The organism is Arthrobacter sp. MDT1-48-3 (assembly GCF_054511015.1).
Genome location: NZ_JBTNDL010000007.1, coordinates 130529 through 154583 on the forward strand (window position 1 = coordinate 130529; position 24055 = coordinate 154583).

Here is a 24055-nt window from a genome sequence, read left to right on the forward strand (position 1 = left end):
GTGACCGGACTCCCTGCGCCGTCCGCGCCTCCCACCTGGAGGGCGGACGGCGCGAACCTCGTGGTGCACGCGGACAACGCCGAGTACCTGGCGACGCTGCCGGATGCGGCCTTCACGATGATCTACGTCGATCCCCCGTTCAACACCGGCCGCGCGCAGCGCCGCCAGCAGACCACCATGGTGCGGGCTGTCGACGGCGCGGGCGACCGCGTGGGCTTCAAGGGGCTCTCCTACTCGACCGTCAAGGGCATGCTCGCGAGCTACGACGACGCCTTCGAGGACTACTGGGACTTCCTCGTGCCCCGGCTCGCCGAGGCGTGGCGGCTCCTCGCCGACGACGGCACCCTCTACCTCCACCTCGACTACCGCGAGGTGCACTACGCCAAGGTGATGCTGGACGTCCTCTTCGGGCGCGACTGCTTCCTGAACGAGATCATCTGGGCCTACGACTATGGTGCCCGGGCCAAGCGCAGGTGGCCCGCGAAGCACGACAACATCCTGGTGTACGTGAAGAACCCCTCGGCGTACTACTTCAACAGCGACGAGGTCGACCGCGAACCGTACATGGCGCCCGGACTCGTGACGGCGGAGAAGGCTGCGCTCGGCAAGCTCCCCACGGATGTCTGGTGGCACACCATCGTGTCCCCCACGGGCCGCGAGAAGACCGGCTACCCCACCCAGAAGCCCGAGGGCCTGCTCCGGCGCGCCGTCGCGGCGAGCAGCCGGAAGGACGACTGGGTGCTGGATTTCTTCGCGGGGTCGGGCACCCTCGGAGCGGTGGCCGGGAAGCTCGGCCGGCGCTTCGTCTGCGTGGACAGGAACCCGCAGGCCATCGAGGTCATGCGCGAGCGCCTGGCGCCCTGGATCTGACACGCACGGCCGGCTGCCGGGTCCGGCGTACTCCGGGTCCGGGGGCCGCAGGATCCGGGGCGGACCGGAGGACCTAGCCCAGCGGCGTCCCCGTGGCGAGCCCGGCGATGGTCTCGAGCGTCTCACGGGTCGTGACGTTCTCGCCCAGCAGGTTGGGCTTGCCGCTTCCGTGGTAGTCGCTGGAGCCGGTGACCAGCAGCCCGTTCTCGCGTGCGATCGTCCGCAGTTCTCCGCGTGCACCCTCCGGGTTGTCGCGGTGCTCCACCTCGAGTCCCAGGAGGCCGGAGTCGATCATCTCGTCGATGACGGCGCCCCCCACCACCGCCCCACGGTTGAAGGCCGAGGGATGCGCGAAGACCGGGACACCGCCGGCGGCGCGGATGAGGGCGACGGCGCGTGCGGGATGCGGCGCGTAGTGGCTGACCCAGTAGGGGGAACGCGCGGTCAGGATGCGGTCGAAGGCCTCGGACCGCGTGGTCACGACGCCGAGTGCGATCAGGGCGTCGGCGATGTGGGGACGGCCCACGGTCGCACCCTCGGTCACATGCTCCTCGACCAGGTCCCAGGTGATGGGGAAGTCTTCGGACATGAGCTCGACCATGCGGCGGGCGCGCGTGAGGCGCGCCGTGCGGGACTTCCCGATCTCCTCGCGGAGGCCGGCGTGTTCCGGGTCGTGGAGGTAGGACAGCACGTGCACGCTGATGCCGGTGTCGGTGCGGCAGGAGACCTCCATGCCGGGGACGAAGGTGATGCCCAGCGTCGCCGCCGCCGCCGCTGCCCGGTCCCAGCCCGCCGTCGAGTCGTGGTCGGTGAGGGCGACGGCGTCGAGGCCCGCGGCGGCGGCGGACGCGATCAGGACATCGGGGTCCTCCGTGCCGTCCGAGACGTTGGAGTGGGTGTGCAGGTCGATTCTCACCGGACCCAATCTACGCGCCGGCGGGGTTCCGGCCTGCCTGCGGCACGGCGTCGCCGCGGGGCACGGACTTTCCCGCGGCACGGCGACGGTGAGACGATGGCGGGGTGAGCACCGACGACACCGCCCCCGCACCCCGAAACCCCACCGACTCGCCGGAGGGCCAGCCGCTGTCCGACCGCAACGAGAACCGCTCCCAGCGGCCCGACTCGGACGCCTTCAAGGCCTTCATGGCCAGCAGCTGGGCACCGGCGTCGGAGGACCTCCCGGCCGCAGCGCCCGTCGCGGCGCACGCCGCCCGCCGTCGTCGCGCCGTCTCCGACCGCTTCCCCGGCGAGCGCATCGTGATCCCGGCCGGCCCCTTCAAGGTCCGTTCCAACGACACCGACTACCGCTACCGTCCGCACTCCGGATTCGCCCACCTGACCGGACTCGGCCTCGACCACGAACCCGACGCCGTGCTGGTCCTCGAACCGGTGGAACAGGGAACGGGGGACGACGGCGGGAACCACACGGCCACGCTGTACTTCCGGGAACTCGCGGGACGCGACAGCGCCGAGTTCTACGCGAATGCGCGCTACGGCGAGTTCTGGATCGGCCAGCGCCTCTCGATGGCACAGATCCGGGCCCAGCTCGCCCTCGCGACGGCGGACCTCGCCGAACTCGAGGTGGCGATCACGAAGGATGCCGGCGTACCCGAGATCGGTGGGGTGAGCATCCGCCTGCTCCGGGAGGTCGACTTCAATGCCGATGCGCTCGTCGACACCTCCCGGATCAACACCGGAGTGGACCTCGAGAAGGCGGACGCCCTCGATGCGGTGCTCGCCGAGGCGCTGTCCGAGCTGCGGCTCATCAAGGACGCCTGGGAGATCGAGCAGATGGAGGCGGCGGTCGCCGCCACCGTCGGCGGGTTCCACGAGGTGGTCCGCGCCCTCCCCCGGGCCATCACTCATCCCCGGGGCGAGCGCGTGGTCGAAGGCGCGTTCTTCGCCAGGGCCCGCGAGGAGGGCAACGACCTCGGCTACGACACCATCGCGGCATCGGGGAACAACGCGACGACGCTCCACTGGATCCGCAACACCGGCCAGGTCAGGGCCGGCGAACTGCTGCTGCTGGACGCCGGGGTGGAGGCGGAGAGCCTCTACACCGCCGATATCACGCGCACCATCCCCGTGAACGGGCGGTACACCGAGACGCAGCGCAGGATCTACCAGGCCGTGCTCGATGCCGCCGATGCGGGCTTCGCCGCGGCACAGCCGGGCCGGAAGTTCCGGGAGGTCCACCTCGCGGCCGTCACGGTCCTGGCGGAGAACCTGGACCGGTGGGGACTCCTCCCCGTATCCCTCGACGAGGCGCTCTCGCCCGAGGGGCAGCACCACCGTCGCTGGATGCCGCACGGCACGAGCCACCACCTCGGCATGGACGTCCACGACTGCGCGCAGGCCAAGCGCGAGCTGTACCTGGACGGGATCCTCACAGAGGGCATGGTCTTCACCATCGAACCGGGCCTGTACTTCAAGGCGGAGGATCTCGCGGTCCCCGAGGAGTACCGCGGGATCGGCGTGCGCATCGAGGACGACGTGCTGATGACCGCCGACGGGCCCGTCAACCTCAGCGCGGCCCTGCCCCGGAGCCCGGACGACGTCGAGGACTGGATGGCCGGCATCTGGGGCAGCACCGGCGAATAGCCCCGGGGCGGAAGCCCACCCCGTTCATGAAAGGAGGCAGGGACCCGAGGGTCCCTGCCTTCTTTGGCACTGCCTTCTCCGGCGCCGCCCGGCGGCGCCGTCGGTCGCTCCCCAGCCGCTGCTGTCCGGCCGCTGCTACCCCTGGTGCGGTCCCCCGGCCGAGCTGGAGCCGTGGGTCCCGGGCCGTCCGTCCTCCACGGGACCGTCCTGCCCGCCGTCCGCCGACGGCACCGGGGCCTCCGTGGCCCCCGGTGCGCCGGGCTGGTCCTCGACGCGCACACCGTACTGGGGCCGGCCGTCGGGAAGGTCGGGGAACTGCCCCCTGCGCGGACCGCTCGTGCCGGGACCGGCGGTCTGCCCCTCGGCCGTCCCCGCCTGCTGCGGCTGCTGCTGCCCCGGGAAGGGATCGTTCCACGACGCGGGCCGCTCGGGCGCCTGCCCGGGTGCCTGGCCGGATGCCTGGCCGGATGTCTGCCCGGATGTCTGCCCGGGTGCCTGGCCCCAGGCGGAGGGGTTCGCGCCGGGGTGCTGGGCCTGCCCGTTCATCGGGAGCTGCTGTAGCAACCGGCGTGCGTCGGCCGCCACGCTCGGATCGACGATGACGTCGTAGCTCGTCGCGATGACCTGGCTCGTGGAGGTGAAGTCACGCTTGCCGCGCTGGAACGCGTAGGTGATGACGCCGAACAGCAGCCAGAAGATCGCTCCGAGCGCGATCGACGACGTGATGGTGACGCCGGTCTCGCTGCCGGCGAAGAGGCTCAGGATCACACCCACGAAGAGGCCGAACCAGGCGCCAGTCGCGGCACTGCCGAGCGCCACCCGCGGGTAGCTGAGGCGCCCGGTGACGCGCTCCACCGTCTTGAGGTCGTTGCCGATGATCGCCACCCGCTCGACCGCGAACTTGTGGTCGGCGAGGTAGTCCACGGCCTTCTGGGCATCGAGGTACCCCGTGTACCGGCCGATGGTCTCGCCCGTGGGCAGCACCCGGCCCAGGTCGCGGGAGGCAGTGGTTCCGAGAGGTGGTGTCGACATGCATCCCATTCTTGCGTACTGCTCGATCACGTGGGAGGAGTATCGCCCGCGGTGAACTCCCGCCCCCCCGCCACCGGCAGGGAGGGCCCGCCGCAGATGCCGTACCACCGCCGGCGGTCCGACCGATCGTCGCGATGCCGTCCCGATGCCGTCCCCTCGTGCGGCGGCGGATAGCCTAGAGCTGTGACTAACAACCCGACCCGCGTCTTCGTCGCCCGACTGCTGGGGCTCGATGTGTTCGATCCCCTGGGTGACCGCCTCGGCCGCCTCCGGGACGCCGTCGTCCTCGACCGCGGCCCGACCAGGCCTCCGCAGGTCGTGGGCCTCGTGGTCGAGGTTCCCGGCAAGAAGCGCGTGTTCGTCCCCATGACGCGCATCACCTCGATGGACCCGTCCCAGATCATCTGCACCGGCCTCGTCAACCTCCGCCGCTTCGAGCAGCGTGGTGCGGAGATGCTGGTGGTGGCCGAGCTCTTCGACCGACGCCTGACCCTGCGTGACGGAAGCGGGAGCGCCGTCGTCGAGGACATCGCGATGGAGCGCAACCGTGCGGGCGACTGGCACGTCTCCCAGCTGTTCGTGCGACGCGGCGGATCGACCTCCCCCCTGCGCGGCCTGCGTCGCGGCGGCGAGCGCCTCATCATCGACTGGCTCGACGCCTTCCACGGCACCACGGACGAACCGCAGGGCGCCACCCAGTTCGTCGCCCAGCACGACGACCTCAAGCCCGCCGACTTCGCCGACGCGCTCCACGAGATGAACGACAAACGGCGCATCGAGGTCGCCGGCGAGCTCCAGGACGACCGCCTCGCGGACGTCCTCCAGGAACTGCCCGACGACGACCAGGTCCAGATCCTGCAGTCCCTGACCCGCGAGCGCGCGGCCGACGTCCTCGAGGAGATGGACCCCGACGACGCGGCCGATCTCCTCAACGAGCTTCCCGAGGCGCAGAAGGAGGAGCTCCTGCAGCTCATGGAGCCCGACGACGCCGAGGACGTACGCCGCCTGCTCGAGTACGAGGAGGACACCGCCGGTTCGCTCATGACCACGGTGCCCGTCATCCTCCCTCCCGAGGCGACCGTCGCCGAGGCGCTCGCGCACGTCCGCCGGGAGGAGCTGACCCCGGCCCTCGCCTCCTCGATCTTCGTCTGCCGCCCGCCGCTCGAGACGCCGACGGGGCGCTACCTCGGCGTCGTGCACATCCAGCAGCTGCTGCGCTACCCGCCGCCCGAGCCGCTCGGCAACATCATCGACACGGACCTCGAGGCCGTGGGCGACCAGGCGAACGTGAGCGAGGTGTCGAGGATCCTCGCCACCTACAATCTGAACTCGCTGCCGGTGGTCAACGCCGACGGCAGGCTGGTGGGCGCCGTGACCGTCGACGACGTGTTGGATCACCTGCTGCCCGACGACTGGCGGGCCCAGGACGACACATCCGGACCGAAACGAGGTGACCGCCGTGGTTGAGAGGATCAAGTCGAATTCACGCGGACTGGATACGCCGCGCGAGACGCGCAAGCGCTTCCTCCCGCGCCTGCGACCGAACCCGGACCGCTTCGGCAGCGGCACGGAGAACATCGCCCGTTTCATGGGCACGCCGCAGTTCCTCTTCTACATGACGGTCTTCGTCGCGGTCTGGCTGACGTGGAACACCGTCGCTCCGGCGAACCTGCGCTTCGACAGCGCGGCCCTCGGGTTCACGGCACTGACCCTGATGCTCTCCCTGCAGGCTTCCTATGCGGCACCGCTGCTGCTTCTCGCGCAGAACCGCCAGGACGACCGCGACCGCGTCTCCATGCGTGAGGACCGCCAGCGGGCGGAGCGGAACCTCTCCGACACCGAGTACCTCACGCGGGAGATCGCGGAGCTGCGCATCGCCCTGCGCGAGGTGGCGACACGCGACTACGTCCGGTCCGAGCTGCGCTCCGTCCTCGAGGAGCTGCTCGAGACGACCGACGGACAGGAACTGACCCTGCAGAAACGCAGGCCCCGGAAGCCCCCGGAGAGTACGGTGGCGCTGCCGAAGGTCCAGCCCGCCGGGAGGAAACCCGTCCGGTGAGTGCCGCCCTGCCCGTCGAGGAGGCCGTGCGGAACGCCCTCACCTCGGTGATCGACCCCGAGCTGCGCCGTCCCATCACCGAACTCGGCATGGTCGACGCGGTCGCCGTCGAGGGGCGCACCGTCCGGATCCGGGTCCTCCTGACCATCGCCGGGTGTCCCCTGCGGGACACCATCCGGCGGGACACCGAGGCTGCCCTGTCCGTCGTGGAGGGCGTCGACGACGTCGAGGTGGAGCTCGGCGTGATGGACCAGGCCCAGCGCGACGCCCTGAAGGAGCAGCTGAAGGGCGCCGGCGGCCGCCGCGGGATCCCGTTCAACGAGCCGTCATCCCTCACCCGCGTCTACGCGGTCGCCAGCGGGAAGGGCGGTGTCGGCAAGTCGAGCGTGACGGTGAACCTCGCGGTCGCGATGGCGGCGCAGGGGCTCCGCGTGGGGATCGTGGACGCCGATGTCTACGGGTTCTCGGTCCCCGCCCTCCTGGGCATCACGCAGCAGCCCACCCGCGTCGACGAGCTGATCCTGCCGCCCGTCGCCCACGGCGTGAAGGTCATCTCCATCGGCATGTTCGTCGACGGCAACCAGCCCATCTCCTGGCGCGGGCCGATGCTGCACCGGGCGCTCGAGCAGTTCCTGACGGACGTGTACTTCGGTGACCTGGACGCCCTGTTCCTGGACCTGCCGCCGGGCACGGGCGACATCGCCATCTCCGTGGCCCAGCTGCTGCCGTCGTCGGAGCTCCTGGTCGTCACGACCCCGCAGAGCGCTGCCGCCGATGTCGCCGAACGCGCCGGCGCCATGGCCGCGCAGACCGGTCAGCGAGTGGCCGGCGTCATCGAGAACATGTCCTGGCTCGAGCTGCCCGACGGCGGGCGGCTCGAACTCTTCGGCGCGGGAGGTGGAAGCACCCTCGCAGCGAGGCTGACGGACACGCTCGGCACCGAGGTCCCCCTGCTCGGCAGCATCCCGCTGGAGGTGGCCCTGCGCGAGGGCGGCGACGCCGGCACTCCTCTCGTCCTCGGCCGGGACGGCTCGAGGGCCCGTGCGGAGCTGGAGGCGATCGCCGCTGTGCTCGCCCGTCGCCCACGGGGCCTGGACGGACTGAAGCTGCCGCTCAGCCCGCGCTGACGAGAGGCACCGCCGAGCGGAGCGCCATGCCCCGCGTCTAGGTGGCCTCGAGGTCGTACGGAGCGGACTGCCCCGAGCCGAGGCGGGGACCGAACGGCACGGACGCATCCGGACGGACGGCACCGGCGGCTGCCACCGCGGGAGCAGGGGCGGCCTTCGGGGCGCCGCTGCTCACGGGCTTGAAGACGTCCTCGATGTCGTCGAGGAGGGCTTCCTTGATGATCCGGCGGGGATCGTACTGGCGTGGGTCGAGCTTCCGCCAGTCGACCTCGTCCAGTTCCGGACCGACTTCCTCCCGGAGCTGCTCGCGCGCACCCGAGGCCATGCGGCGCAGGCCCTTGACGAGACGAGCGAGCTGGGCGGCGTACTCCGGAAGACGCTCCGGGCCGAGCACCATGACGGCGATGATCGCCAGGACCACGAGTTCGAGGCCGTTGATTCCCAACACGTGAAAAGACTACCTTCCCGGCCTGCGCCGACCACATTCGCCGCCACCGCGGGCCGGACGCCGGGCCGTGCCCGCGGGAGCCACAGACCGGCGACACCGCCGGTCAGCCGCCGTTCTCCTCGGGGTGGGTGATCGTCGAGAGACCGCGGAGGATGCGCTCCACCATGGAGTCGTCCCCGCCCTGCGGCGCCAGCGCGAGCTGGGCGTGCTCCGCCATCACGAGCTGGCTGAGCGTCTGCGGCATGGCGGCCGCGGGCAGGTCGGACACCACGGTGTAGGTGACCGACGGCGAATCGAGGACGACCTGCCAGGGCCGGCCGGACAGGACCCAGACGTCCTGGCCTGCACCGCCGACGTGCTCGAAGCCGTCCTGCGTCACGATGTTCCCGGTGACGGCGTTCAGCGGCGGAGCAGCGGCATCCACAGCGCCGCCGACCTTCCGCTGTTCGTAGACGGTCACGGTGTCGCCGTCGTTCTCCAGGACGAGTTCCAGGGTCGGTGTGCCGTCGACGGTGATGCCCTCGGCGCTGCGGAGGTCGAAGCCGAGCGATTCGAGTTCCGGGCAGTACCAGCCGCCGGCCCGCAGGGTCTCCAGCTGGTCGGTGTCCAGGTAGGTGGGCGTCCGGGGTGCCACGGCCTCCCAGCCGGCGCGCAACGCGGTGGTGCCGCCGGCCTCGGCGACCGTCGCGGGCCGGGTCTCCGATCCGATGACGTAGGCGCTGGCCAGGAGCGCGGCGACGACGGCGGCGGACCCACCGGCCGTGGCGACCAGCGTGCGGCGGCTGCGGACGGGACCGGTGCGCTCGTGATGGGCGCGTACGAAGGCCGCACTCGAGCCGGTCCGCTCCTGGACCCCGGCGGACCCGAACCCGGGCGACAGCAGCCTGCGCTGCAGGTCCGGGTCGGGTGACGGGTTGCGCAGTCCCAGCAGCGCGCTCTTGAGACGTCGGAGCCGGGCCACGCCCGCAGCGCACGAGGCGCAGCGGGAGACATGGCGCTCCACGGCGATGCGGCGCCTGTCGGACAACTCACCGTCGACGAGGTCCTGCAGCGAGCGATGGGGATGCAGCATCGGCCTAGCCCAGACCGGCGATCCGTGGCACGCCGAGGGCAGGACCGTTCCCGCCCGACCGGCGCGGGTCGCGGTGGGCGAGCTTCTCCCGCAGCATGGTGCGGCCGCGGTGGATGCGCGAGCGGACGGTACCGAGCTTCACCCCGAGCACCTGCGCCACCTCGTCGTAGGCGAGGCCTTCGAGGTCGCAGAGTACGACGGCTGCGCGGAAGTCCGGCGGCAGTTCCTCCAGTGCCGACTGCACGTCGATGTCCAGGTTGTTGAACTCGAAGCTGCGCTCGGGGCCCGGGTGCTTGCTCGGGAGGCGGCTCTCGGCCTCTTCGGTGAGTCCGTCGAACCGGATGCGCGTCTTCCGTCGGGCCTGATCGAGGAACAGGTTGGTGGTGATGCGGTGCAGCCAGCCGTCGAGCGTTCCGGGCTTGAAATTCGCGAGGGAACGGAAGACCCGCACGAAGACCTCCTGGGTGAGGTCCTCGGCGTCGAACCTGTTGCCCGTGAGCCGGTACGCGAGGCGATAGACCTTCGGTGAGTAGTTGGTGACGACTTCTTCCCAGGATGGTGCGACCCAGGGGTTGCCGTGCTCGTCGAGCAGCGGCTCGTCCGCGCCCGTGCTGGCCTCCACGGCGATCTGCCCCGCCTTGACACTAGACATCATGTTCCCCTTCTCGCCGCGAATCCCGAACAGGCTGCGTCCCGCGGGCGCACGACCTGCGGGAGTACCGGGGATTCGGGACTGCGCTGCTGCTGGATGTCCCGAGAGAAAAGTCTTTCGTACCAAGCTGGGAACTCGCTGGCAGATCCGTGGACGTCGCTCTCCCCCGGTGCGTGGGTCACGCACCGTCCGCCCCGGGGCAGGACGCGCCGCATGGAAGTCCTGCTGCGCCGCACAGTAGGGTTGGGGCGGGGCTTCCGCCCCTTCCAGCCCGCATCCCCGAGAACCATAGAACGGACGTCCATGGCCGCCGACAAACACAGCAGCTGGTCCTACACGGAAGGACTCCCCGACGAGGACGACATCCTCCTTCGGGCCCGAGACCGCTCCCACGAACTCGGTGTCACCCCCGTGACGCCTGCGGTCGGCGCGGCGCTCACCGTGCTGGCTGCGGCGTCGAAGGCGAGCACCGCCGTCGAGGTGGGCGCCGGCGCAGGCGTGTCCGGCGTCTGCCTGCTGAGGGGACTCGGACGGAACGCGGTGCTCACGACGATCGACTCCGACGTGGACCACCTCCGCGCCGCGCGCGAGGCCTACTCGGAGGCCGGCATCCCGTCCAACCGCACGCGCACCATCTCGGGCCGCGCCGCCGATGTCCTCCCACGCCTGACGGACCGCGCGTACGACCTGGTCTTCATCGACGCGGACAAGCCCGGGCTCCCGGCCTACGTCGAGCAGGCCACACGCCTGCTCAAGGACGGTGGGATCATGATCGTCAACGACGCCCTGGACCAGGACCGGGTGGCCGAGCCGGCCGTCCGGGAGCAGTCGACCAACACACTGCGCCAGGTCGGCCGGATGATCCGGGAGAACGAGTCCCTCGTGTCGGCGCTCCTGCCGACCGGGACCGGGCTCCTGCTGGCGGTGAAGCAGCGCGCCTGACGGCGCTGCCGCCTAGGTGGTGACAGTGAGCAGGCAGTCCTTGAGCTTGCCCGCTTCTTCCGCGTTGAGCTCGACGACCAGGCGTCCGCCCCCGTCGATCGGCACCCGCATGATGAGGCTGCGCCCTTCCTTGGTGACTTCCATCGGTCCATCGCCGGTACGCGGTTTCATGGCAGCCATGGGGAGTGTCCCTTTCAACAGGGCGCAACCGCGGTCAGCGGCAGCGCGACAGTAAACGGTGCGCCTGACCCGGTGGCCCGATGAGGGTCCCGGTGGTGCACGTCATCCCCTTCATTATTCAGCACAAGGCCTGCTCCTGCTAATTCAGGTGCGGCGTGGATCACACTCAGGGTGGATAATCACCGTCCGGCCCGGACGGCGTCCACGCCCACAGCCAGTCCACCCAGAGGAACTGGAGGACCACCGACACCGGCAGGAGCACCCACAGGACGCGGCCGCCGCCCAGGCGTGCGGCCGCGAGCGCCAGGGGGAAGAGCGGCAGCAGGATGCGCCAGGTGCTGGACTGCGGATCCCAGAACGCCGCGAGGTACAGCAGGTAGCCGGCGCACCAGGCGCCGAGCACCAGCCCGATCGAGCGCATGCCCGGGGAGAGGAAGAGGGCGGCGGCGCCTATCACCAGCGCCACGACCACCAGCGCTCCCGCCGCGGGTCCCAGCACGGCGGCAGGCGCCTCGAACCACGGCACGAAGGGCGCCAGCGCCTCTCCGCGCCATGCGGTCTCGGTCGCGACATAGGCGTCGCGCTGGCCGGTGACCACCCACGCGGCGACGGGCCACGCGACGGCGGAGAGCGAGGCGACGACCCCCAGCAGGAACAGCGGCCGCACCCGCCCTGCGGCGCTGCGCCCGGCGGCGTCGTCCGACCGGTGCGCGACCTGCAGCGCGTGGAGGAACAGGATCCCGACCATGATGGCGAACGGCACTCCGGCAGGACGCGCGGAACACATGAGCACGACGACGGGCATCGCCGCGTAGTAGCGGTGCGTGGCGACGAGGTAGAGCGCGGAGGCGAGCAGCAGCAGGTGCAGCGACTCCGCGTAGGGCACCTGCAGGATGGCGGCGACGGGCGCGAAGGACACCACCGCGACGCCCGCGAGGGCCCCCGCGGCGTCGGAGCGGAGCCGGAACAGCCGGTACACCACGAGGGAAGCACCGGCAGCGGCCGCGATGGACACGGAGGGCGCGAGGATCCCCCAGCCGAGGCCCGTGACGGCATCGAGCGCGCGGACCAGTCCCGGGAAGAGCGGGTGGAACGCCCACTGGTTGTGGAGGACCGTGCCGCCGGCGTCCCGCGGCAGATCGGAGGGGTAGCCCTCCGTGAAGATGCGCTCGTACCAGCCGCTGTCCCAGTAGTCGATGAAGGTGCCGTAGGCGGGTGAGGGCCCGGACCAGGGGCTCGCGCCCTGGCGCGACGCAGCGAGGAGGAGGATCACGGTGGAGACGAGGCGCCCGGCGAGGAAGACCGCCAGCACCGGCACGGGCCAGGGCACCCGGCGGAGCGAGGACCGGCGCACACCGGCCGTCCCCGTGCTGCTCACGGAACGGTCGGGGAGGCGACGGCCGGATCGGCCGGGTCGGCCGGGTCGGCCGGGGAGTCCGGGGAGTCCGGGGAGTCCGGGGAGGTGAGCACCGCCGGCCCTGCCGCCACCCGGACCCAGCAGTCGCGGAGGTGGTCGTCCACGTAGCCCGTGGCCTGCAGCATCGCGTACGCCGTCGTCGGTCCCACGAAGCGGAAGCCGAAGCTGCGGAGCTCCCGGGCCAGTGCCGTGCTCTCGGGCGTGATGGCAGGGACGTCCGCAAGGGTCGCGGGCACGGCTTTCTGCAGGGGTCGGTGGGCCTCCAGCAGCGATCCGAGGGTCGTGCCGTCCGGCAACGCCAGCAGCGCCGCCGCGTTCGAGATGGTGGCCTCGATCTTCTGCCGGTTGCGGACGATACCGGCGTCGTTCATCAGGCGCTCGACGTCCCCGGGGCCGAACCGTGCCACGGCCGCCGGGTCGAAGCCGGCGAAGGCCGTGCGGAACGCCTCCCGCTTGCGCAGGATCGTGATCCAGCTCAGGCCGGACTGGAACGCCTCGAGGCTCAGCCGTTCGAAGAGCCCCGCCTCGGTGGGGACGGGCCTCCCCCACTCCTCGTCGTGGTACCGCTCGTACTCCGCGCTGGAGACCGCCCAGCCGCACCGGAGCCGGCCGTCCGATCCCGGGACCGCGATGCCGGTCATCCGGCGTCCTTCGCGGCGAGCCGCGAGCGCAGGTCCCCGATGAGGGCGTCGCGTTCCTCGAGCGCCGCCGCCAGCCGGTCGAGGACCTCGTCCACCTGGTCCATCCGGTAGCCGCGGAGGCCGAGACCGAAGCGGACGGCATCGACATCCGCTGCGGCGGGCACGTCGGGGAGCAGGACGGGCGGCAGCGACGCCACCGGCTCCACCAGTCCCAGCCCGTCCCCCTGCATCCGGGGGGCGCCGGACCCGGTGCGGGCGACGGCCGCGGCATCCGGCCCGTCGGCGCGGGTACCCGGTGCGAACCCGTGCAGGGCCGCCGGGAGCGGACGCCCCGAGGCGAGGAGCGCGGTCCCTCCCACCAGCAGGATGGCGAGGATCACCAGGAAGATAGTCACAGCGCTATGGTGTCAGAGTTCCTCCGGAGCAACCCTCAGCCGCGGTGCTCGTGACCGGCCGACGCGGCCACGATGCGCACGGCCTCCTCGGCGGTGTCGACCAGCTGCAGCAGCGAGAGGTCCTGCCGGGAGACGGTGCCCTCGGCGAGCAGGGTGCCTTCGATCCATTCGACCAGGGGGCGCCAGTAGTCCACGCCGATCAGCACGATCGGGAAGGAGGTCACCTTGCCCGTCTGCACGAGGGTCATCGCCTCGAACAGCTCGTCGAGGGTACCGAAGCCACCCGGCAGCACGACGAAACCGCTCGCGTACTTGACGAACATGGTCTTCCGCGCGAAGAAGTAGCGGAAGTTGATGCCGAGGTCCACCCACTCGTTCATTCCCTGCTCGAAGGGCAGCTCGATGCCCAGGCCCACGGAGGTACCGCCGGCCTCGCAGGCGCCCTTGTTCGCCGCCTCCATCGCGCCCGGACCGCCCCCCGTGATGACCGCGTAGCCGGATTCCACGAGCCTGCGGCCCACCTCCTCGCCGATTGCGTAGTACGAGGAGTCGCGCGCGGTCCGGGCCGAACCGAAGACGCTGATGGCCGGACCGAGGTCCGCCAGCGTCCCGAAACCCTCCACGAACTCGCTCTGGATGCGCAGCACGCGCCACGGGTCGGTGCGGGTGAAGCCTCCGGATTCGTCGGCGTCGAGGAGCATGTTGTCCGACTGCGGGACCGTCGCCTGGCCGCGCCTCAGCTCGACCGAGCCCTTCCGTCGAGTGGCCCGGCCAGCTCCCGCGGGATCGGTCGCACGACTGCCGGACGTGCCGTCCGCAACCGGGGATCCGGACGGCCCGGATCCGGCGAGGGCGCCGTCGTCGTGCAGGGTGGTGGTCCCGGTGTCGCTGCTGGCCGAGGGGTGCTGGGAGGGAGACATTTCCCTAGGCTAGCCAACGGAAAGGCCGGCGGGCTGCTTTTGATTGCTCTTTAATCACAATCGGTGCCTTTGCCCCACTGTGTATTGCTGGCAGGGAATAGTTCGCTAGATTTCTCCCATGACAAGTGAACCGCAACCGGCTGCGCCCGCGTCCTCGGGAACTCCCCTCGTCTCCCTCCGGGACGTGAACAAGCATTTCGGGGACCTGCACGTCCTTCGGAACATCAACCTGGACGTCGCCCGCGGTGAGGTCGTGGTTGTCATCGGCCCCTCCGGCTCCGGGAAGTCGACGCTCTGCCGCGCCATCAACCGGCTCGAGACCATCGACGACGGCGAGATCACCATCGACGGCAAGGTGCTCCCCGCAGAGGGCAAGGCCCTGGCGAAACTCCGCGCCGACGTCGGGATGGTCTTCCAGTCGTTCAACCTCTTCGCCCACAAGTCGATCCTCGAGAACGTCACGCTCGGTCCGGTGAAGGTCCGGGGCATGAAGGGCGGCGAGGCGAAGGAGCTCGCGATGTCGCTGCTTAAGCGCGTGGGCGTCGACAACCAGGCGCAGAAGCTCCCGGCGCAGCTGTCCGGCGGGCAGCAGCAGCGCGTCGCGATCGCCCGCGCGCTCGCCATGAAGCCCAAGGTCATGCTGTTCGACGAGCCCACCTCGGCGCTCGACCCGGAGATGATCAACGAGGTCCTCGACGCCATGGTGGCCCTCGCGAGGGAGGGCATGACCATGATCGTGGTGACCCACGAGATGGGCTTCGCCCGCCGGGCCGCCGACCGCGTGATCTTCATGGCGGACGGCCAGATCATGGAGCAGGCCACGCCTGAGGAGTTCTTCACGAATCCGCAGAGCGAGCGCGCCAAGGACTTCCTCGGCAAGATCCTCTCGCACTGACCCCCCGCACCATCCGCATACCAGAAGGCCTCCGGAAGGCCCCAACGCAAGGAGAACCAATGCAGAAGACCCGATATGCAGCAGCCGCGGTAGCTGCGGTGGCCGCACTGACGCTGTCCGCCTGTGGCGGCGGCGACAGCGCCGAGTCGGAGGGCGGCGAGAGCGGCAGCGCCGAGACCGTCCGCATCGGCATCAAGTTCGACCAGCCGGGCCTCGGCTACGACGAGGGCGGCTCCTACTCGGGCTTCGACGTCGACGTCGCGAAGTACGTCGCGAACGAGCTCGGGTACACCGAGGAGCAGATCGAGTTCGTGGAAGCCCCGTCGGCGAACCGCGAGAACCTGCTGTCCAACAGCCAGGTGGACATGATCTTCGCGACGTACTCCATCACCGACACCCGCAAGGAGACCGTCGACTTCGCCGGTCCGTACTTCGTGGCCGGCCAGGACCTCCTCGTCCCCACGGACAGCGACATCGCCGGCCCCGAGGACCTCGAGGGCAAGAACCTGTGCTCCGTGACCGGTTCCACCTCCGCCCAGAAGATCAAGGACCAGTACCCCGGGGTGCAGCTCGTCGAGCAGCCCGGCTACGCGGAGTGCGTCACCGCGATGGGCGGCGGCCAGATCGACGCCGTCACCACGGATGACATCATCCTCGCCGGCCTCGCCGCGCAGGAGTCCAACGCCGGCAAGTTCAAGGTCGTCGGTAACACGTTCTCCGAGGAGAACTACGGCGTCGGGCTCCCCAAGGGCAGCGACATGTGCGAGGACATCAATGCGGCCATCACCAAGATGATCGACGACGGTGCCTGGGAAGAAGCGATCACCAGCAACACCGAGGGTGCCGACTACACCTTCAACGCAGAGCTGAACCCGCCGACCCCGGCGCCCTGCGCGTAGCACCGCAATCATTGGTGGGGTGGTCCGCACGGACCACCCCACCAATGCCATGTTCCCCACCAGGAAAGAGGTGAACCGTGGAGAACTACCTGTCGCTGTTCGAGACCTACGACGTGCCCGCAGCGTTCTGGGTCAACATCCAGCTGTCGTTCTGGGCCGCCATCTGGGCCCTGGCCATCGGTACGGTGCTGGCACTGTTCCGTATCTCCCCCATCCCCAGCCTGCAGTGGTTCGGGGCGGCCTACGTCAACATCTTCCGTAACACCCCGCTGACGATCATCCTCGCGTTCGGGTTCCTCGGTCTGTTCTCCGTCATGCAGATCAGCCTGGCGAGTGACCTCAACCTCAGCCTGTTCCGGATCGCGATCGTGGGACTGGCGCTCTACCATGCCGCCTTCGTCTGCGAGGCGATCCGCAGCGGCGTGAACACGGTTCCGCTCGGCCAGGCCGAAGCGGCGCGTGCCATCGGACTCAGCTTCCTCCCCGCCGCGCGCCTCATCATCCTGCCCCAGGCGTTCCGCGGGGCGATCGCCCCGCTCGGCAACGTCCTGATCGCCCTCATCAAGAATTCGACCGTCGCCGCGGCCGGCTCGGTCGCCACCGAGTCCTCCGGCCTCATGAAGACCATGATCGAGTTTCGGTCGGACCTCGTGATCCCGATCTTCCTCACCTTCGCCCTCGGCTTCGTGATCCTGGTGATCCCGATCGGTCTCCTGACCACCTGGGCCTCACGGAAACTGGCGGTGGCACGATGAGCGTCCAACAGGTCCTGTTCGACGCCCCCGGCCCGCGCGCCCGGCGCAACATCCTCATCGGCAACATCGTGGGTGTGCTGGTCGTCCTCGGCATCCTCGCCTGGGTGGTCTCCGCCCTGGCGGACAAGGGCCAGCTGACCGGGAGCATGTGGTCACCCTTCCTCGAGTCGAGGACCTGGGAGTTCTTCATCCTGCCCGGGCTGCTCAACACCCTGAAGGCCGCCGGCATCTCGATCGTCACCTCGGTCCTCTTCGGGCTGATCTTCGGCGTCGGGAGGCTCTCGCACGCCGCGCCGATCCGCTGGTTCGCCGGCCTGGTCGTGGAGGTCCTGCGCGCGGTCCCCGTGCTGCTCATGATGATCTTCTTCTGGCTGGCGCTCGGCAGTTCGGGCGCCGTCCAGCCGCAGGACGCACCACTGATCGCCGTGATCATCGCCCTGACGCTCTACAACGGGTCGGTCATCGCCGAGCTCGTGCGCTCCGGCGTCCACGGCCTGCCGAAGGGCCAGCGCGAGGCGGGCATGGCGATCGGCCTGACCCGGAACCAGTCGCTGCGCTCCATCGAGGTCCCGCAGGCCCTGATCGCCATGCTGCCGGCCCTGATCAGCCAGTTCGTGGTGATCCTGAAGGACTCCGCGCTGGGCTTCATCATCACCTACCCGGAGCTGCTGCAGTTCACGCGGCGCCTGGGGGTGGGCGAGGGCAACGTGATCCCGTCGCTGTTCGTCGCGGCAGCGATCTTCATCGCCATCAACTTCGCGCTCTCCACGCTGGCGACCCGGCTCTCCACGCTCCTCAGCTTCCGGACGAAGGGGCGCAAACCGGCCGCGAAGGGCGCCATCGCCATGGATGCCGCCTCCACCTGAGGAGGCATCCACTGCACCCCTGGACGACGAAGGGCCCGGCACCAGCCGGGCCCTTCGTCGTGTGCGGTCGGGTCAGGACAGCCAGGTGGTCAGGGCGCGGAGGCATGCGCGCACCGCGTCGGCCTGCACGTGCTCGTCGTCCGTGTGCGCGAGCAGTGCGTCGCCCGGACCGAAGTTGACCGCCGGTATGCCGAGGGCGCTGAACCGCGCGACGTCGGTCCAGCCGTACTTCGGCTTGGGTTCGGCGCCGACAGCCGCCACGAAGGCCGCCGCCGCCGGATGCTGGAGACCGGGCCGCGCTCCCGCGGCGGCGTCGGTCCGCTCGACGGAGAAGCCCTCGAGCAGCGCCCGTACGTACTGCTCCGCCTGCTCGGGCGTCTTGTCCGGCGCGAAGCGGTAGTTCACCTCGATGACCGTGCTGTCCGGGATCACGTTGCCGGCCGTGCCGCCGCTGATCTTGACCGCGTTCAGGCTCTCCCGGTAGTCGAGCCCGTCGACATGGACGGTCGCCGGCTCGTGGTCGCGGAGCCGGACGAGGATCTCGGCGGCGCCGTGGATGGCGTTCTCCCCCATCCAGGCGCGGGCGGAGTGCGATGCCTTCCCGGTGACGCGCACGTCGAAGCGCGCGGTGCCGTTGCACCCTCCCTCCACCGTGCCGTCCGTGGGTTCGAGGAGGACCGCGAAGTCCGCCTCCAGCCACTCCGGATGGGACACGGCCACGCGGCCCAGCCCGCTGAGCGAGGCCTCGACCTCCTCGTGGTCGTAGAAGATGAAGGTGATGTCGCGGCTCGGCGCGGTGAGCGCGGCGGCGAGCGCGAGCTGCACGGCCACGCCCCCCTTCATGTCCGTCGCTCCCCGGCCGAAGAGCACATCCCCTTCCCAGGTGGACGGGACCGTCCCCCTCGACCCGGCGGTGGTGGGCAGCGGAACGGTGTCCAGATGACCGGCGAGGATGACCCGCTCGGCGCGGCCGAGCCGCGTCCGCGCCAGCACGCAGTCGCCGTCGCGGACCACCTCGAGGTGCTGCAGGGGTCGCAGGGCCCGCTCGACGGCGTCGGCGATGCCCGCCTCGTTGCCCGAGACGCTCTCGACGTCGATCAGTCGGGCTGTGAGCTGGGCGACGTCGGAGGCCAGGTCGAGCTCCACGGAGGGTGTCTGAATCATGCTGCAACCCTATCCCTCGGTAGACTGCTGCCCATGACTCCTCCTACGCCCAGCCCTTCCCTGCCCGGAGCCTCCCAGCGTGTGGCCGGTGGCATCGGCCTCGCGACGGTGGCCTCGGACGGCACCGTCCTGGATACGTGGTTCCCCGCCCCCTGGCTCGGAGCCGATCCGATGGACGCCGCCGCGCAGCAGGAGTTGCGCAACACCCTCGAGACGCTCGCAGGCTCCGGGTCCGACGACGCGCGGCAGGTGACCCAGCGGGTCGTGGACCTCGCCGTGGATCCGGACGACGCCCCGGCCGGGACCGAGGACGCGTACCTGAGGCTGCACCTGCTCTCCCACCGGCTCGTCGAGCCCAACACCATCAACCTCGACGGCATCTTCGGGCTCCTGGCCACTGTGGTCTGGACGAACCACGGACCGGCCCCCGTGCAGGGCTTCGAGACCGTCCGGGCCGCCCTGCGGGCGCGCGGACCCGTGGCCGTGCACGGCGTCGACAAGTTCCCGCGCATGGTGGACTACGTGGTGCCGGCAGGCGTGAGGATCGCCGACGCCGATCGTGTCCGCCTGGGTGCCCATCTCGCCGACGGCACCACCGTGATGCACGAGGGCTTCGTGAACTTCAACGCGGGCACCCTCGGCCACTCCATGGTCGAGGGCCGTATCTCCGCGGGTGTGGTGGTGGGCAACGGCTCCGACATCGGCGGCGGCGCCTCGATCATGGGCACCCTCTCGGGTGGCGGCAAGGAACGCATCACCATCGGTGAGCGCTGCCTGCTCGGCGCCGAGTCCGGTGTGGGCATCTCCCTCGGGGACGACTGCGTGGTCGAGGCCGGCCTGTACCTCACGGCCGGCACCAAGGTGACCCTTCAGGACGGGACGCTCGTGAAGGCCAAGGACCTCTCGGGTGAACCGGGCATCCTCTTCCTGCGCAACTCCGCCACCGGTGCGGTCGAGGCACGTCCGCGCACCGGCGACGGGATCGCGCTCAACCCGGCCCTGCACGCCAACTAGCCCGTGGTGCCGCGGCCCCCCTCCGCTGCTGTCCGTCGCCGCCGGCGCCGGCTGCGGACCGGTGCCATGCTCGCCGCCCTCGGGATCGTCGTAGTCGGCGGTGGCGTCCTCGCGCTCGACCAGCTCCAGGACAGCCAGGTATTGGTCCGTGAACGCTGCAGTGCCACGGTGGGCGCCGATACCTTCGAGCTGAGCCCGACGCAGGCCGGGAACGCCGCCCTGATCTCCGGCGTCGCCGTCCAGCGCGGCCTGCCTGCGCGGGCGGCGTCCATCGCGATCGCCACGGCCATCCAGGAGTCGCGGCTCGAGAACATCGGCTACGGGGACGACGCCGGCCCCGACTCCCGCGGGCTGTTCCAGCAGCGGCCCTCGCAGGGCTGGGGCACGGAGGAGCAGGTCATGACGCCGCTCTACGCCACCGGCGCCTTCTACGACGCCCTGGTGGAGGTGCCGGGCTACGAGACGCTGCCCATCACCGAGGCGGCGCAGACGGTCCAGCGGTCCGCCTACCCCGAGGCGTACGCGGACCACGAGCCGGAAGGACGCGCCTTCGCCTCCGCGCTGACGGGCAACTCCCCTGCCGCCCTCGACTGCACGCTCCGGGAACCGGCCGCGGACGGCGACACCCTCGCGGTGTCCGACGCCGCCGACGAGGTCTTCGGGCCGCTCGGGGGCGTCGCCGACGGGAGGACCCTCACCCTGGGCGTGAGCGGGACGACGGGCTGGGCGGCCGCGCAGTGGGCCGTCGCGAACGCCGCCCATCTGCACATCACCTCGGTCGCGTACGGGGGCCTCGCATGGGTCAGGTCCGACGGCGGGTGGACTCCGACGCCGACGGACCCCGGGACCCTGGTCGTCACCGTCGCGGGGATGACGCCCTGACCGGCCAACGGCTCAGGCGAGCACCCTGACCACCGGCTCCACATAGCTGCGGAAGGACCGCTCGTCGTCGAACAGCTCCTGGCACATCAGGAGTTTGTCCGGCTCCACCCACCACGCGCGGTGGACGCCCAGCGGGAGTTCGACGACCTGCAGCGTGAAGTGGCGGGCGGCCCGGCCCAGTTCAAGCTCGCGTTCCTGCACGATCCGCGCCAGCAGGTACTCCATGCTGTCGGCGCCCCTCGCCCCCGCGTGGAGGGCATACTCCGCGCACCGCTCCTCGGCCCAGTCCATGGCTGCCCCGACGTGGGCCCGCATGAGCGCCTTCAGCGCCTCCATGCCGTCCAGCGCCTCGAAGCGTGGCGGCAGGGGCAGGACGGCGTCGCTGATACGGCCTCCGAGGAGGCTGTGCCACCACGCCTCCCACTCGACCCGCAGTGCCGTGTCACCACCTGACGGCTCGGTCAGCCGCCGGGTCTCGACCGTCCGCACGGACGGGACGATCGGCGGCAGCGCGGGGAGTCCGACCCCCCGCAGCCCGGCGCAGTCCCGCAGGTAGAGCGCCACGAGGAGCACCTGGGAGGTGTCCACGGTGAAGTACGTGCTGTACCCGGGGTACGACATGGGCCTCCTTCGGGACCGGTCGGGCTGGCTCCCAGAGTAGACCCCGCACCCGCGGCCGCTCCAGAGCCGCGTCCGTTTCGCTGGACTCATGGAACCGCACGCGGAGGACGGCCCGGAGGACGATGCGGTGGAAGAGTCGGGTGGGACGCCGACCTAGGATGGAAGCATGAAGATCCTCGTTACCGGTGGCAGTGGCTACATCGGCTCGCACACCGTCCTGACCCTGCTCGAACACGGCCATGACGTCGTCGTCGTCGACAACCTGCTGAACTCCACCGAGACCTCGCTCGAGCGTGTCGCGGCCCTCGCCGGCCGCACGCCCACGTTCCACCAGGCCGATCTGCTCGACGAGCCCCGGCTGCGGTCCATCTTCGCGGAGGAGAAGGTCGACGCGGTGATCCACTTCGCGGGCCTGAAGGCCGTGGGTGAATCGGTCGAGAAGCCGCTGTACTACTACTCCAACAACGTGGGGGGCACGCTGAACCTGCTGCGTGTGATGGACGATGCCGGCGTGCGCACGCTGGTCTTCAGTTCGTCCGCCACCGTGTACGGTGCCTCCGAGGAGGTACCCCTCACCGAGAAGCTCCCCCTGGACGCGGTGAATCCTTACGGGCGCACCAAGGAGCAGATCGAGGACATCCTCTCGGACCTCGGTGCCGCCGACCCACGGTGGAACATCGCCCTGCTGCGCTACTTCAACCCGGTGGGCGCGCATGCCTCGGGCACCATCGGTGAGGACCCCACCGGCGTGCCCAACAACCTGCTGCCGTTCGTGGCGCAGGTGGCCGTCGGCCGGCGCGAGAAGGTGATGGTGTTCGGCAACGACTACCCGACGCCGGACGGCACGGGCGTGCGCGACTACATCCACGTGGTCGACCTCGCCGAGGGGCACCTCGCCGCGCTCGACTACCTCGTGGCGCGCGGCGGCGTGCACACGTGGAACCTCGGCACCGGCAACGGCTCCTCCGTCCTCGAGGTCCTCACGGCGTTCTCGGCCGCGGTGGGCCGGGACATCCCCTACGAGTTCGCTCCCCGCCGGCCCGGCGACGCGGCCGTGAGCTACGCGGACCCCTCCTCCGCCCTGGCCGACCTCGGCTGGTCCGCGACGCGGACCCTCGCCGAGATGTGCGAGGACCACTGGCGCTGGCAGAGGAACAACCCGCAGGGCTACGCGACGGCCCCGGTCGCCTGACCTCCTCGTCCCGGAACGACGACGGCCGCCCACCTGATGGTGGGCGGCCGTTTCCGTACCGGGTGCGGGAAAGCTCGTCCCGCGGCTCAGATCGCGGGGTAGTGCCGCTCTCCCTCGCCCGTGTACAGCTGGCGCGGGCGCCCGATCTTGGTCTGCGGATCCTGCATCATCTCGCGCCACTGCGCGATCCAGCCGGGCAGGCGCCCGATCGCGAACAGCACGGTGAACATCTTCTCCGGGAAGCCCATCGCCTTGTAGATCAGCCCCGTGTAGAAGTCGACGTTCGGGTAGAGCTTCCGCTCGATGAAGTAGTCGTCCGCGAGCGCCTTCTCCTCGAGGCGCATGGCGATGTCGAGCAGTTCGTCGTTGCCGCCGAGCTTGTTGAGGATGTCGTGGGCCGTGGCCTTGACGATCTTGGCGCGCGGGTCGTAGTTCTTGTAGACGCGGTGCCCGAAGCCCATGAGCTTCACGCCGTCTTCCTTCTTCTTGACCTTCTCCATGAAGTCCTCGGGCTGCATGCCCTTGGCCTGGATGTCGCGCAGCATGTTGAGCACGGCCTCGTTCGCGCCACCGTGCAGCGGGCCGAAGAGAGCGTTGATGCCCGCGGAGACCGACGCGAACATGTTCGCGTTCGAGCTGCCCACGAGGCGGACCGTCGACGTGGAGCAGTTCTGCTCGTGGTCCGCGTGCAGGATGAGCAGCAGGTCCAGGGCCTTGACCATCATCGGATCGAGGTCGTACGGCTCGGCCGGCAGGCCGAAGGAGAGCCGCAGGAAGTTCTCCACGAGGTTCATGGAGTTGTCCGGGTACAGCATCGGCTGGCCGATGGACTTCTTGTGCGCGTAGGCCGCGATGACGGGCAGCTTCGCCATGAGGCGGAACGTGGAGAGCTCCACCTGCTCGTCGTCGAAGGGGTCCAGGGAGTCCTGGTAGAACGTGGACAGCGCCGAGACGGCCGAGGACAGCACGGGCATGGGGTGCGCGTCGCGGGGGAATCCGCCGAAGAAGCCCTTGAGCTCCTCGTGCAGCAGGGTGTGGCGGCGGATCCGTCCGTCGAACGCGGACAGTTCCTCGGGTGTCGGCAGGTTGCCGTAGATGAGGAGGTAGGAGACCTCCAGGAAGCTCGAGTTCTTCGCGAGTTCCTCGATCGGGTAGCCGCGGTAGCGCAGGATCCCGGCGTCGCCGTCGATGTAGGTGATCGCGGACGTGGTGGCCGCTGTGTTCATGAAGCCCGGGTCGAAGGTGACCTGGCCGGTCTGCTTCAGCAGTTTCGACACGTCGTAGCCGTTGTTGCCCTCAACGGCGGGCACCAGCGGGAGGCTGAGTTCGCCACCGCCGTAGTGCAGGGAAGCAGCATTCTGCTCGGTCATCGATTCTCCTTCAGGAGCTGGAGCGAGGTCGTCGCCACATA

General features: G+C 70.2%; 26 protein-coding genes. 13 read left to right on the plus strand and 13 right to left on the minus strand.

Annotated elements, in window-relative coordinates; all coding sequences use genetic code 11:
• Entirely contained in the window at positions 1–870 is an 870-nt protein-coding gene (locus ACX80L_RS14555) for a DNA-methyltransferase (RefSeq protein ID WP_459290491.1), read from the plus strand.
• A 73-nt stretch (positions 871–943) separates the two neighbouring features.
• Here the strand turns inward: ACX80L_RS14555 and ACX80L_RS14560 are convergent, their stop codons facing one another.
• The gene (locus tag ACX80L_RS14560) at positions 944–1786 is read right to left on the minus strand and encodes a PHP domain-containing protein (protein ID WP_459290493.1); all 843 of its coding nucleotides are present in this window, start codon (positions 1784–1786) and stop codon (positions 944–946) included.
• A gap of 104 nt (positions 1787–1890) precedes the next feature.
• Between ACX80L_RS14560 and ACX80L_RS14565 the strand changes: the two genes are divergently transcribed.
• Positions 1891–3471: an aminopeptidase P family protein gene (locus ACX80L_RS14565; RefSeq protein WP_459290495.1), complete on the plus strand. Its 1581-nt coding sequence runs from the start codon at positions 1891–1893 to the stop codon at positions 3469–3471.
• A gap of 135 nt (positions 3472–3606) precedes the next feature.
• On the opposite strand, the gene ACX80L_RS14570 is transcribed toward ACX80L_RS14565, so the two are convergent.
• Positions 3607–4503: a general stress protein gene (locus ACX80L_RS14570; protein ID WP_459290497.1), complete on the minus strand. Its 897-nt coding sequence runs from the start codon at positions 4501–4503 to the stop codon at positions 3607–3609.
• Positions 4504–4686: 183 nt separating this feature from the next.
• Here ACX80L_RS14570 and ACX80L_RS14575 point away from each other — a divergent pair, with 183 nt between their 5' ends.
• From ACX80L_RS14575 to ACX80L_RS14585, 3 genes are read left to right on the plus strand one after another with little or no spacing between them, the layout of a single operon-like run.
• Positions 4687–5970 carry a magnesium transporter MgtE N-terminal domain-containing protein gene (locus ACX80L_RS14575; RefSeq protein WP_133080982.1) on the plus strand — a complete coding sequence of 428 codons (1284 nt, stop codon included), beginning with the start codon at positions 4687–4689 and terminating at the stop codon, positions 5968–5970.
• On the plus strand, positions 5963–6562 hold the full coding sequence (locus tag ACX80L_RS14580; protein WP_459290499.1) for a DUF1003 domain-containing protein: 600 nt from the start codon (positions 5963–5965) through the stop codon (positions 6560–6562). Before ACX80L_RS14575 ends, ACX80L_RS14580 begins: the two co-directional genes overlap by 8 nt.
• Positions 6559–7689 carry an Mrp/NBP35 family ATP-binding protein gene (locus ACX80L_RS14585; protein WP_459290501.1) on the plus strand — a complete coding sequence of 377 codons (1131 nt, stop codon included), beginning with the start codon at positions 6559–6561 and terminating at the stop codon, positions 7687–7689. Before ACX80L_RS14580 ends, ACX80L_RS14585 begins: the two co-directional genes overlap by 4 nt.
• A gap of 37 nt (positions 7690–7726) precedes the next feature.
• Here ACX80L_RS14585 and ACX80L_RS14590 read toward each other — a convergent pair whose 3' ends face one another.
• The 3 genes from ACX80L_RS14590 to sigE all read right to left on the minus strand — a co-directional run bounded on the left by ACX80L_RS14590 (position 7727) and on the right by sigE (position 9864).
• On the minus strand, positions 7727–8137 hold the full coding sequence (locus ACX80L_RS14590; protein ID WP_133080985.1) for a Sec-independent protein translocase TatB: 411 nt from the start codon (positions 8135–8137) through the stop codon (positions 7727–7729).
• A gap of 103 nt (positions 8138–8240) precedes the next feature.
• Positions 8241–9209 carry a zf-HC2 domain-containing protein gene (locus ACX80L_RS14595; RefSeq protein WP_133080986.1) on the minus strand — a complete coding sequence of 323 codons (969 nt, stop codon included), beginning with the start codon at positions 9207–9209 and terminating at the stop codon, positions 8241–8243.
• A 4-nt stretch (positions 9210–9213) separates the two neighbouring features.
• Positions 9214–9864, minus strand: a complete 651-nt coding sequence (gene sigE, locus ACX80L_RS14600; protein WP_459290504.1) for an RNA polymerase sigma factor SigE — start codon at positions 9862–9864, stop codon at positions 9214–9216.
• A gap of 300 nt (positions 9865–10164) precedes the next feature.
• Between sigE and ACX80L_RS14605 the strand changes: the two genes are divergently transcribed.
• Positions 10165–10803, plus strand: coding sequence for an O-methyltransferase (locus tag ACX80L_RS14605; RefSeq protein ID WP_208741597.1), 639 nt, complete (start codon positions 10165–10167; stop codon positions 10801–10803).
• Between the two features lie 12 nt (positions 10804–10815).
• On the opposite strand, the gene ACX80L_RS14610 is transcribed toward ACX80L_RS14605, so the two are convergent.
• The 5 genes from ACX80L_RS14610 to ACX80L_RS14630 all read right to left on the minus strand — a co-directional run bounded on the left by ACX80L_RS14610 (position 10816) and on the right by ACX80L_RS14630 (position 14356).
• Positions 10816–10983 carry a DUF3117 domain-containing protein gene (locus ACX80L_RS14610; protein ID WP_087076540.1) on the minus strand — a complete coding sequence of 56 codons (168 nt, stop codon included), beginning with the start codon at positions 10981–10983 and terminating at the stop codon, positions 10816–10818.
• Positions 10984–11149: 166 nt separating this feature from the next.
• On the minus strand, positions 11150–12361 hold the full coding sequence (locus ACX80L_RS14615) for a hypothetical protein (protein WP_459290507.1): 1212 nt from the start codon (positions 12359–12361) through the stop codon (positions 11150–11152).
• A complete protein-coding gene (locus ACX80L_RS14620; protein ID WP_459290509.1) occupies positions 12358–13041 on the minus strand; it encodes a DNA-3-methyladenine glycosylase I in 684 nt (227 codons plus the stop codon). The genes ACX80L_RS14615 and ACX80L_RS14620 overlap by 4 nt, the downstream gene beginning before the upstream one ends.
• Positions 13038–13436 (minus strand): DivIVA domain-containing protein, encoded by a 399-nt coding sequence (locus ACX80L_RS14625; RefSeq protein ID WP_133080991.1) that lies wholly within the window; start codon positions 13434–13436, stop codon positions 13038–13040. The genes ACX80L_RS14620 and ACX80L_RS14625 overlap by 4 nt, the downstream gene beginning before the upstream one ends.
• A 35-nt stretch (positions 13437–13471) precedes the next feature.
• The gene (locus ACX80L_RS14630; protein WP_459290511.1) at positions 13472–14356 is read right to left on the minus strand and encodes an LOG family protein; all 885 of its coding nucleotides are present in this window, start codon (positions 14354–14356) and stop codon (positions 13472–13474) included.
• 118 nt (positions 14357–14474) lie between these two features.
• Between ACX80L_RS14630 and ACX80L_RS14635 the strand changes: the two genes are divergently transcribed.
• The 4 genes from ACX80L_RS14635 to ACX80L_RS14650 all read left to right on the plus strand — a co-directional run bounded on the left by ACX80L_RS14635 (position 14475) and on the right by ACX80L_RS14650 (position 17771).
• The gene (locus ACX80L_RS14635; protein WP_133080993.1) at positions 14475–15251 is read left to right on the plus strand and encodes an ATP-binding cassette domain-containing protein; all 777 of its coding nucleotides are present in this window, start codon (positions 14475–14477) and stop codon (positions 15249–15251) included.
• A 59-nt stretch (positions 15252–15310) separates the two neighbouring features.
• Positions 15311–16150 carry a transporter substrate-binding domain-containing protein gene (locus ACX80L_RS14640; protein ID WP_133080994.1) on the plus strand — a complete coding sequence of 280 codons (840 nt, stop codon included), beginning with the start codon at positions 15311–15313 and terminating at the stop codon, positions 16148–16150.
• A 77-nt stretch (positions 16151–16227) separates the two neighbouring features.
• Positions 16228–16905, plus strand: coding sequence for an amino acid ABC transporter permease (locus tag ACX80L_RS14645; protein WP_133080995.1), 678 nt, complete (start codon positions 16228–16230; stop codon positions 16903–16905).
• Positions 16902–17771, plus strand: a complete 870-nt coding sequence (locus tag ACX80L_RS14650) for an amino acid ABC transporter permease (RefSeq protein ID WP_133080996.1) — start codon at positions 16902–16904, stop codon at positions 17769–17771. Before ACX80L_RS14645 ends, ACX80L_RS14650 begins: the two co-directional genes overlap by 4 nt.
• 72 nt (positions 17772–17843) lie before the next feature.
• Here ACX80L_RS14650 and dapE read toward each other — a convergent pair whose 3' ends face one another.
• Entirely contained in the window at positions 17844–18935 is a 1092-nt protein-coding gene (gene dapE / locus ACX80L_RS14655; protein WP_133080997.1) for a succinyl-diaminopimelate desuccinylase, read from the minus strand.
• Between the two features lie 33 nt (positions 18936–18968).
• Here dapE and dapD point away from each other — a divergent pair, with 33 nt between their 5' ends.
• Together dapD and ACX80L_RS14665 are read left to right on the plus strand one after the other, a co-directional pair.
• On the plus strand, positions 18969–19949 hold the full coding sequence (dapD, locus tag ACX80L_RS14660; protein WP_133080998.1) for a 2,3,4,5-tetrahydropyridine-2,6-dicarboxylate N-succinyltransferase: 981 nt from the start codon (positions 18969–18971) through the stop codon (positions 19947–19949).
• Positions 19950–20015: 66 nt separating this feature from the next.
• Positions 20016–20831 (plus strand): hypothetical protein, encoded by an 816-nt coding sequence (locus ACX80L_RS14665; RefSeq protein ID WP_459290553.1) that lies wholly within the window; start codon positions 20016–20018, stop codon positions 20829–20831.
• Between the two features lie 12 nt (positions 20832–20843).
• Here ACX80L_RS14665 and ACX80L_RS14670 read toward each other — a convergent pair whose 3' ends face one another.
• On the minus strand, positions 20844–21452 hold the full coding sequence (locus tag ACX80L_RS14670; RefSeq protein WP_459290514.1) for a hypothetical protein: 609 nt from the start codon (positions 21450–21452) through the stop codon (positions 20844–20846).
• Between the two features lie 166 nt (positions 21453–21618).
• On the opposite strand from ACX80L_RS14670, the gene galE reads away from it, so the two are divergent.
• Positions 21619–22644: a UDP-glucose 4-epimerase GalE gene (gene galE, locus ACX80L_RS14675; RefSeq protein ID WP_459267071.1), complete on the plus strand. Its 1026-nt coding sequence runs from the start codon at positions 21619–21621 to the stop codon at positions 22642–22644.
• An 86-nt stretch (positions 22645–22730) separates the two neighbouring features.
• Here the strand turns inward: galE and ACX80L_RS14680 are convergent, their stop codons facing one another.
• A complete protein-coding gene (locus ACX80L_RS14680) occupies positions 22731–24014 on the minus strand; it encodes a citrate synthase (protein ID WP_133083290.1) in 1284 nt (427 codons plus the stop codon).
• Positions 24015–24055: the final 41 nt, after the last annotated feature.

Coding starts and splice junctions, on each gene's coding strand:
- ACX80L_RS14570 (WP_459290497.1), bottom strand. CDS start 4,503: ATGTCGACACCACCTCTCGGAACCACTGCCTCCCGCGACCTGGGCCGG.
- ACX80L_RS14595 (WP_133080986.1), bottom strand. CDS start 9,209: ATGCTGCATCCCCATCGCTCGCTGCAGGACCTCGTCGACGGTGAGTTG.
- sigE (WP_459290504.1), bottom strand. CDS start 9,864: ATGATGTCTAGTGTCAAGGCGGGGCAGATCGCCGTGGAGGCCAGCACG.
- ACX80L_RS14605 (WP_208741597.1), top strand. CDS start 10,165: ATGGCCGCCGACAAACACAGCAGCTGGTCCTACACGGAAGGACTCCCC.
- ACX80L_RS14610 (WP_087076540.1), bottom strand. CDS start 10,983: ATGGCTGCCATGAAACCGCGTACCGGCGATGGACCGATGGAAGTCACC.
- ACX80L_RS14620 (WP_459290509.1), bottom strand. CDS start 13,041: ATGACCGGCATCGCGGTCCCGGGATCGGACGGCCGGCTCCGGTGCGGC.
- ACX80L_RS14630 (WP_459290511.1), bottom strand. CDS start 14,356: ATGTCTCCCTCCCAGCACCCCTCGGCCAGCAGCGACACCGGGACCACC.
- ACX80L_RS14635 (WP_133080993.1), top strand. CDS start 14,475: ATGACAAGTGAACCGCAACCGGCTGCGCCCGCGTCCTCGGGAACTCCC.
- ACX80L_RS14640 (WP_133080994.1), top strand. CDS start 15,311: ATGCAGAAGACCCGATATGCAGCAGCCGCGGTAGCTGCGGTGGCCGCA.
- ACX80L_RS14650 (WP_133080996.1), top strand. CDS start 16,902: ATGAGCGTCCAACAGGTCCTGTTCGACGCCCCCGGCCCGCGCGCCCGG.
- dapE (WP_133080997.1), bottom strand. CDS start 18,935: ATGATTCAGACACCCTCCGTGGAGCTCGACCTGGCCTCCGACGTCGCC.
- dapD (WP_133080998.1), top strand. CDS start 18,969: ATGACTCCTCCTACGCCCAGCCCTTCCCTGCCCGGAGCCTCCCAGCGT.
- ACX80L_RS14665 (WP_459290553.1), top strand. CDS start 20,016: ATGCTCGCCGCCCTCGGGATCGTCGTAGTCGGCGGTGGCGTCCTCGCG.
- ACX80L_RS14670 (WP_459290514.1), bottom strand. CDS start 21,452: ATGTCGTACCCCGGGTACAGCACGTACTTCACCGTGGACACCTCCCAG.
- galE (WP_459267071.1), top strand. CDS start 21,619: ATGAAGATCCTCGTTACCGGTGGCAGTGGCTACATCGGCTCGCACACC.
- ACX80L_RS14680 (WP_133083290.1), bottom strand. CDS start 24,014: ATGACCGAGCAGAATGCTGCTTCCCTGCACTACGGCGGTGGCGAACTC.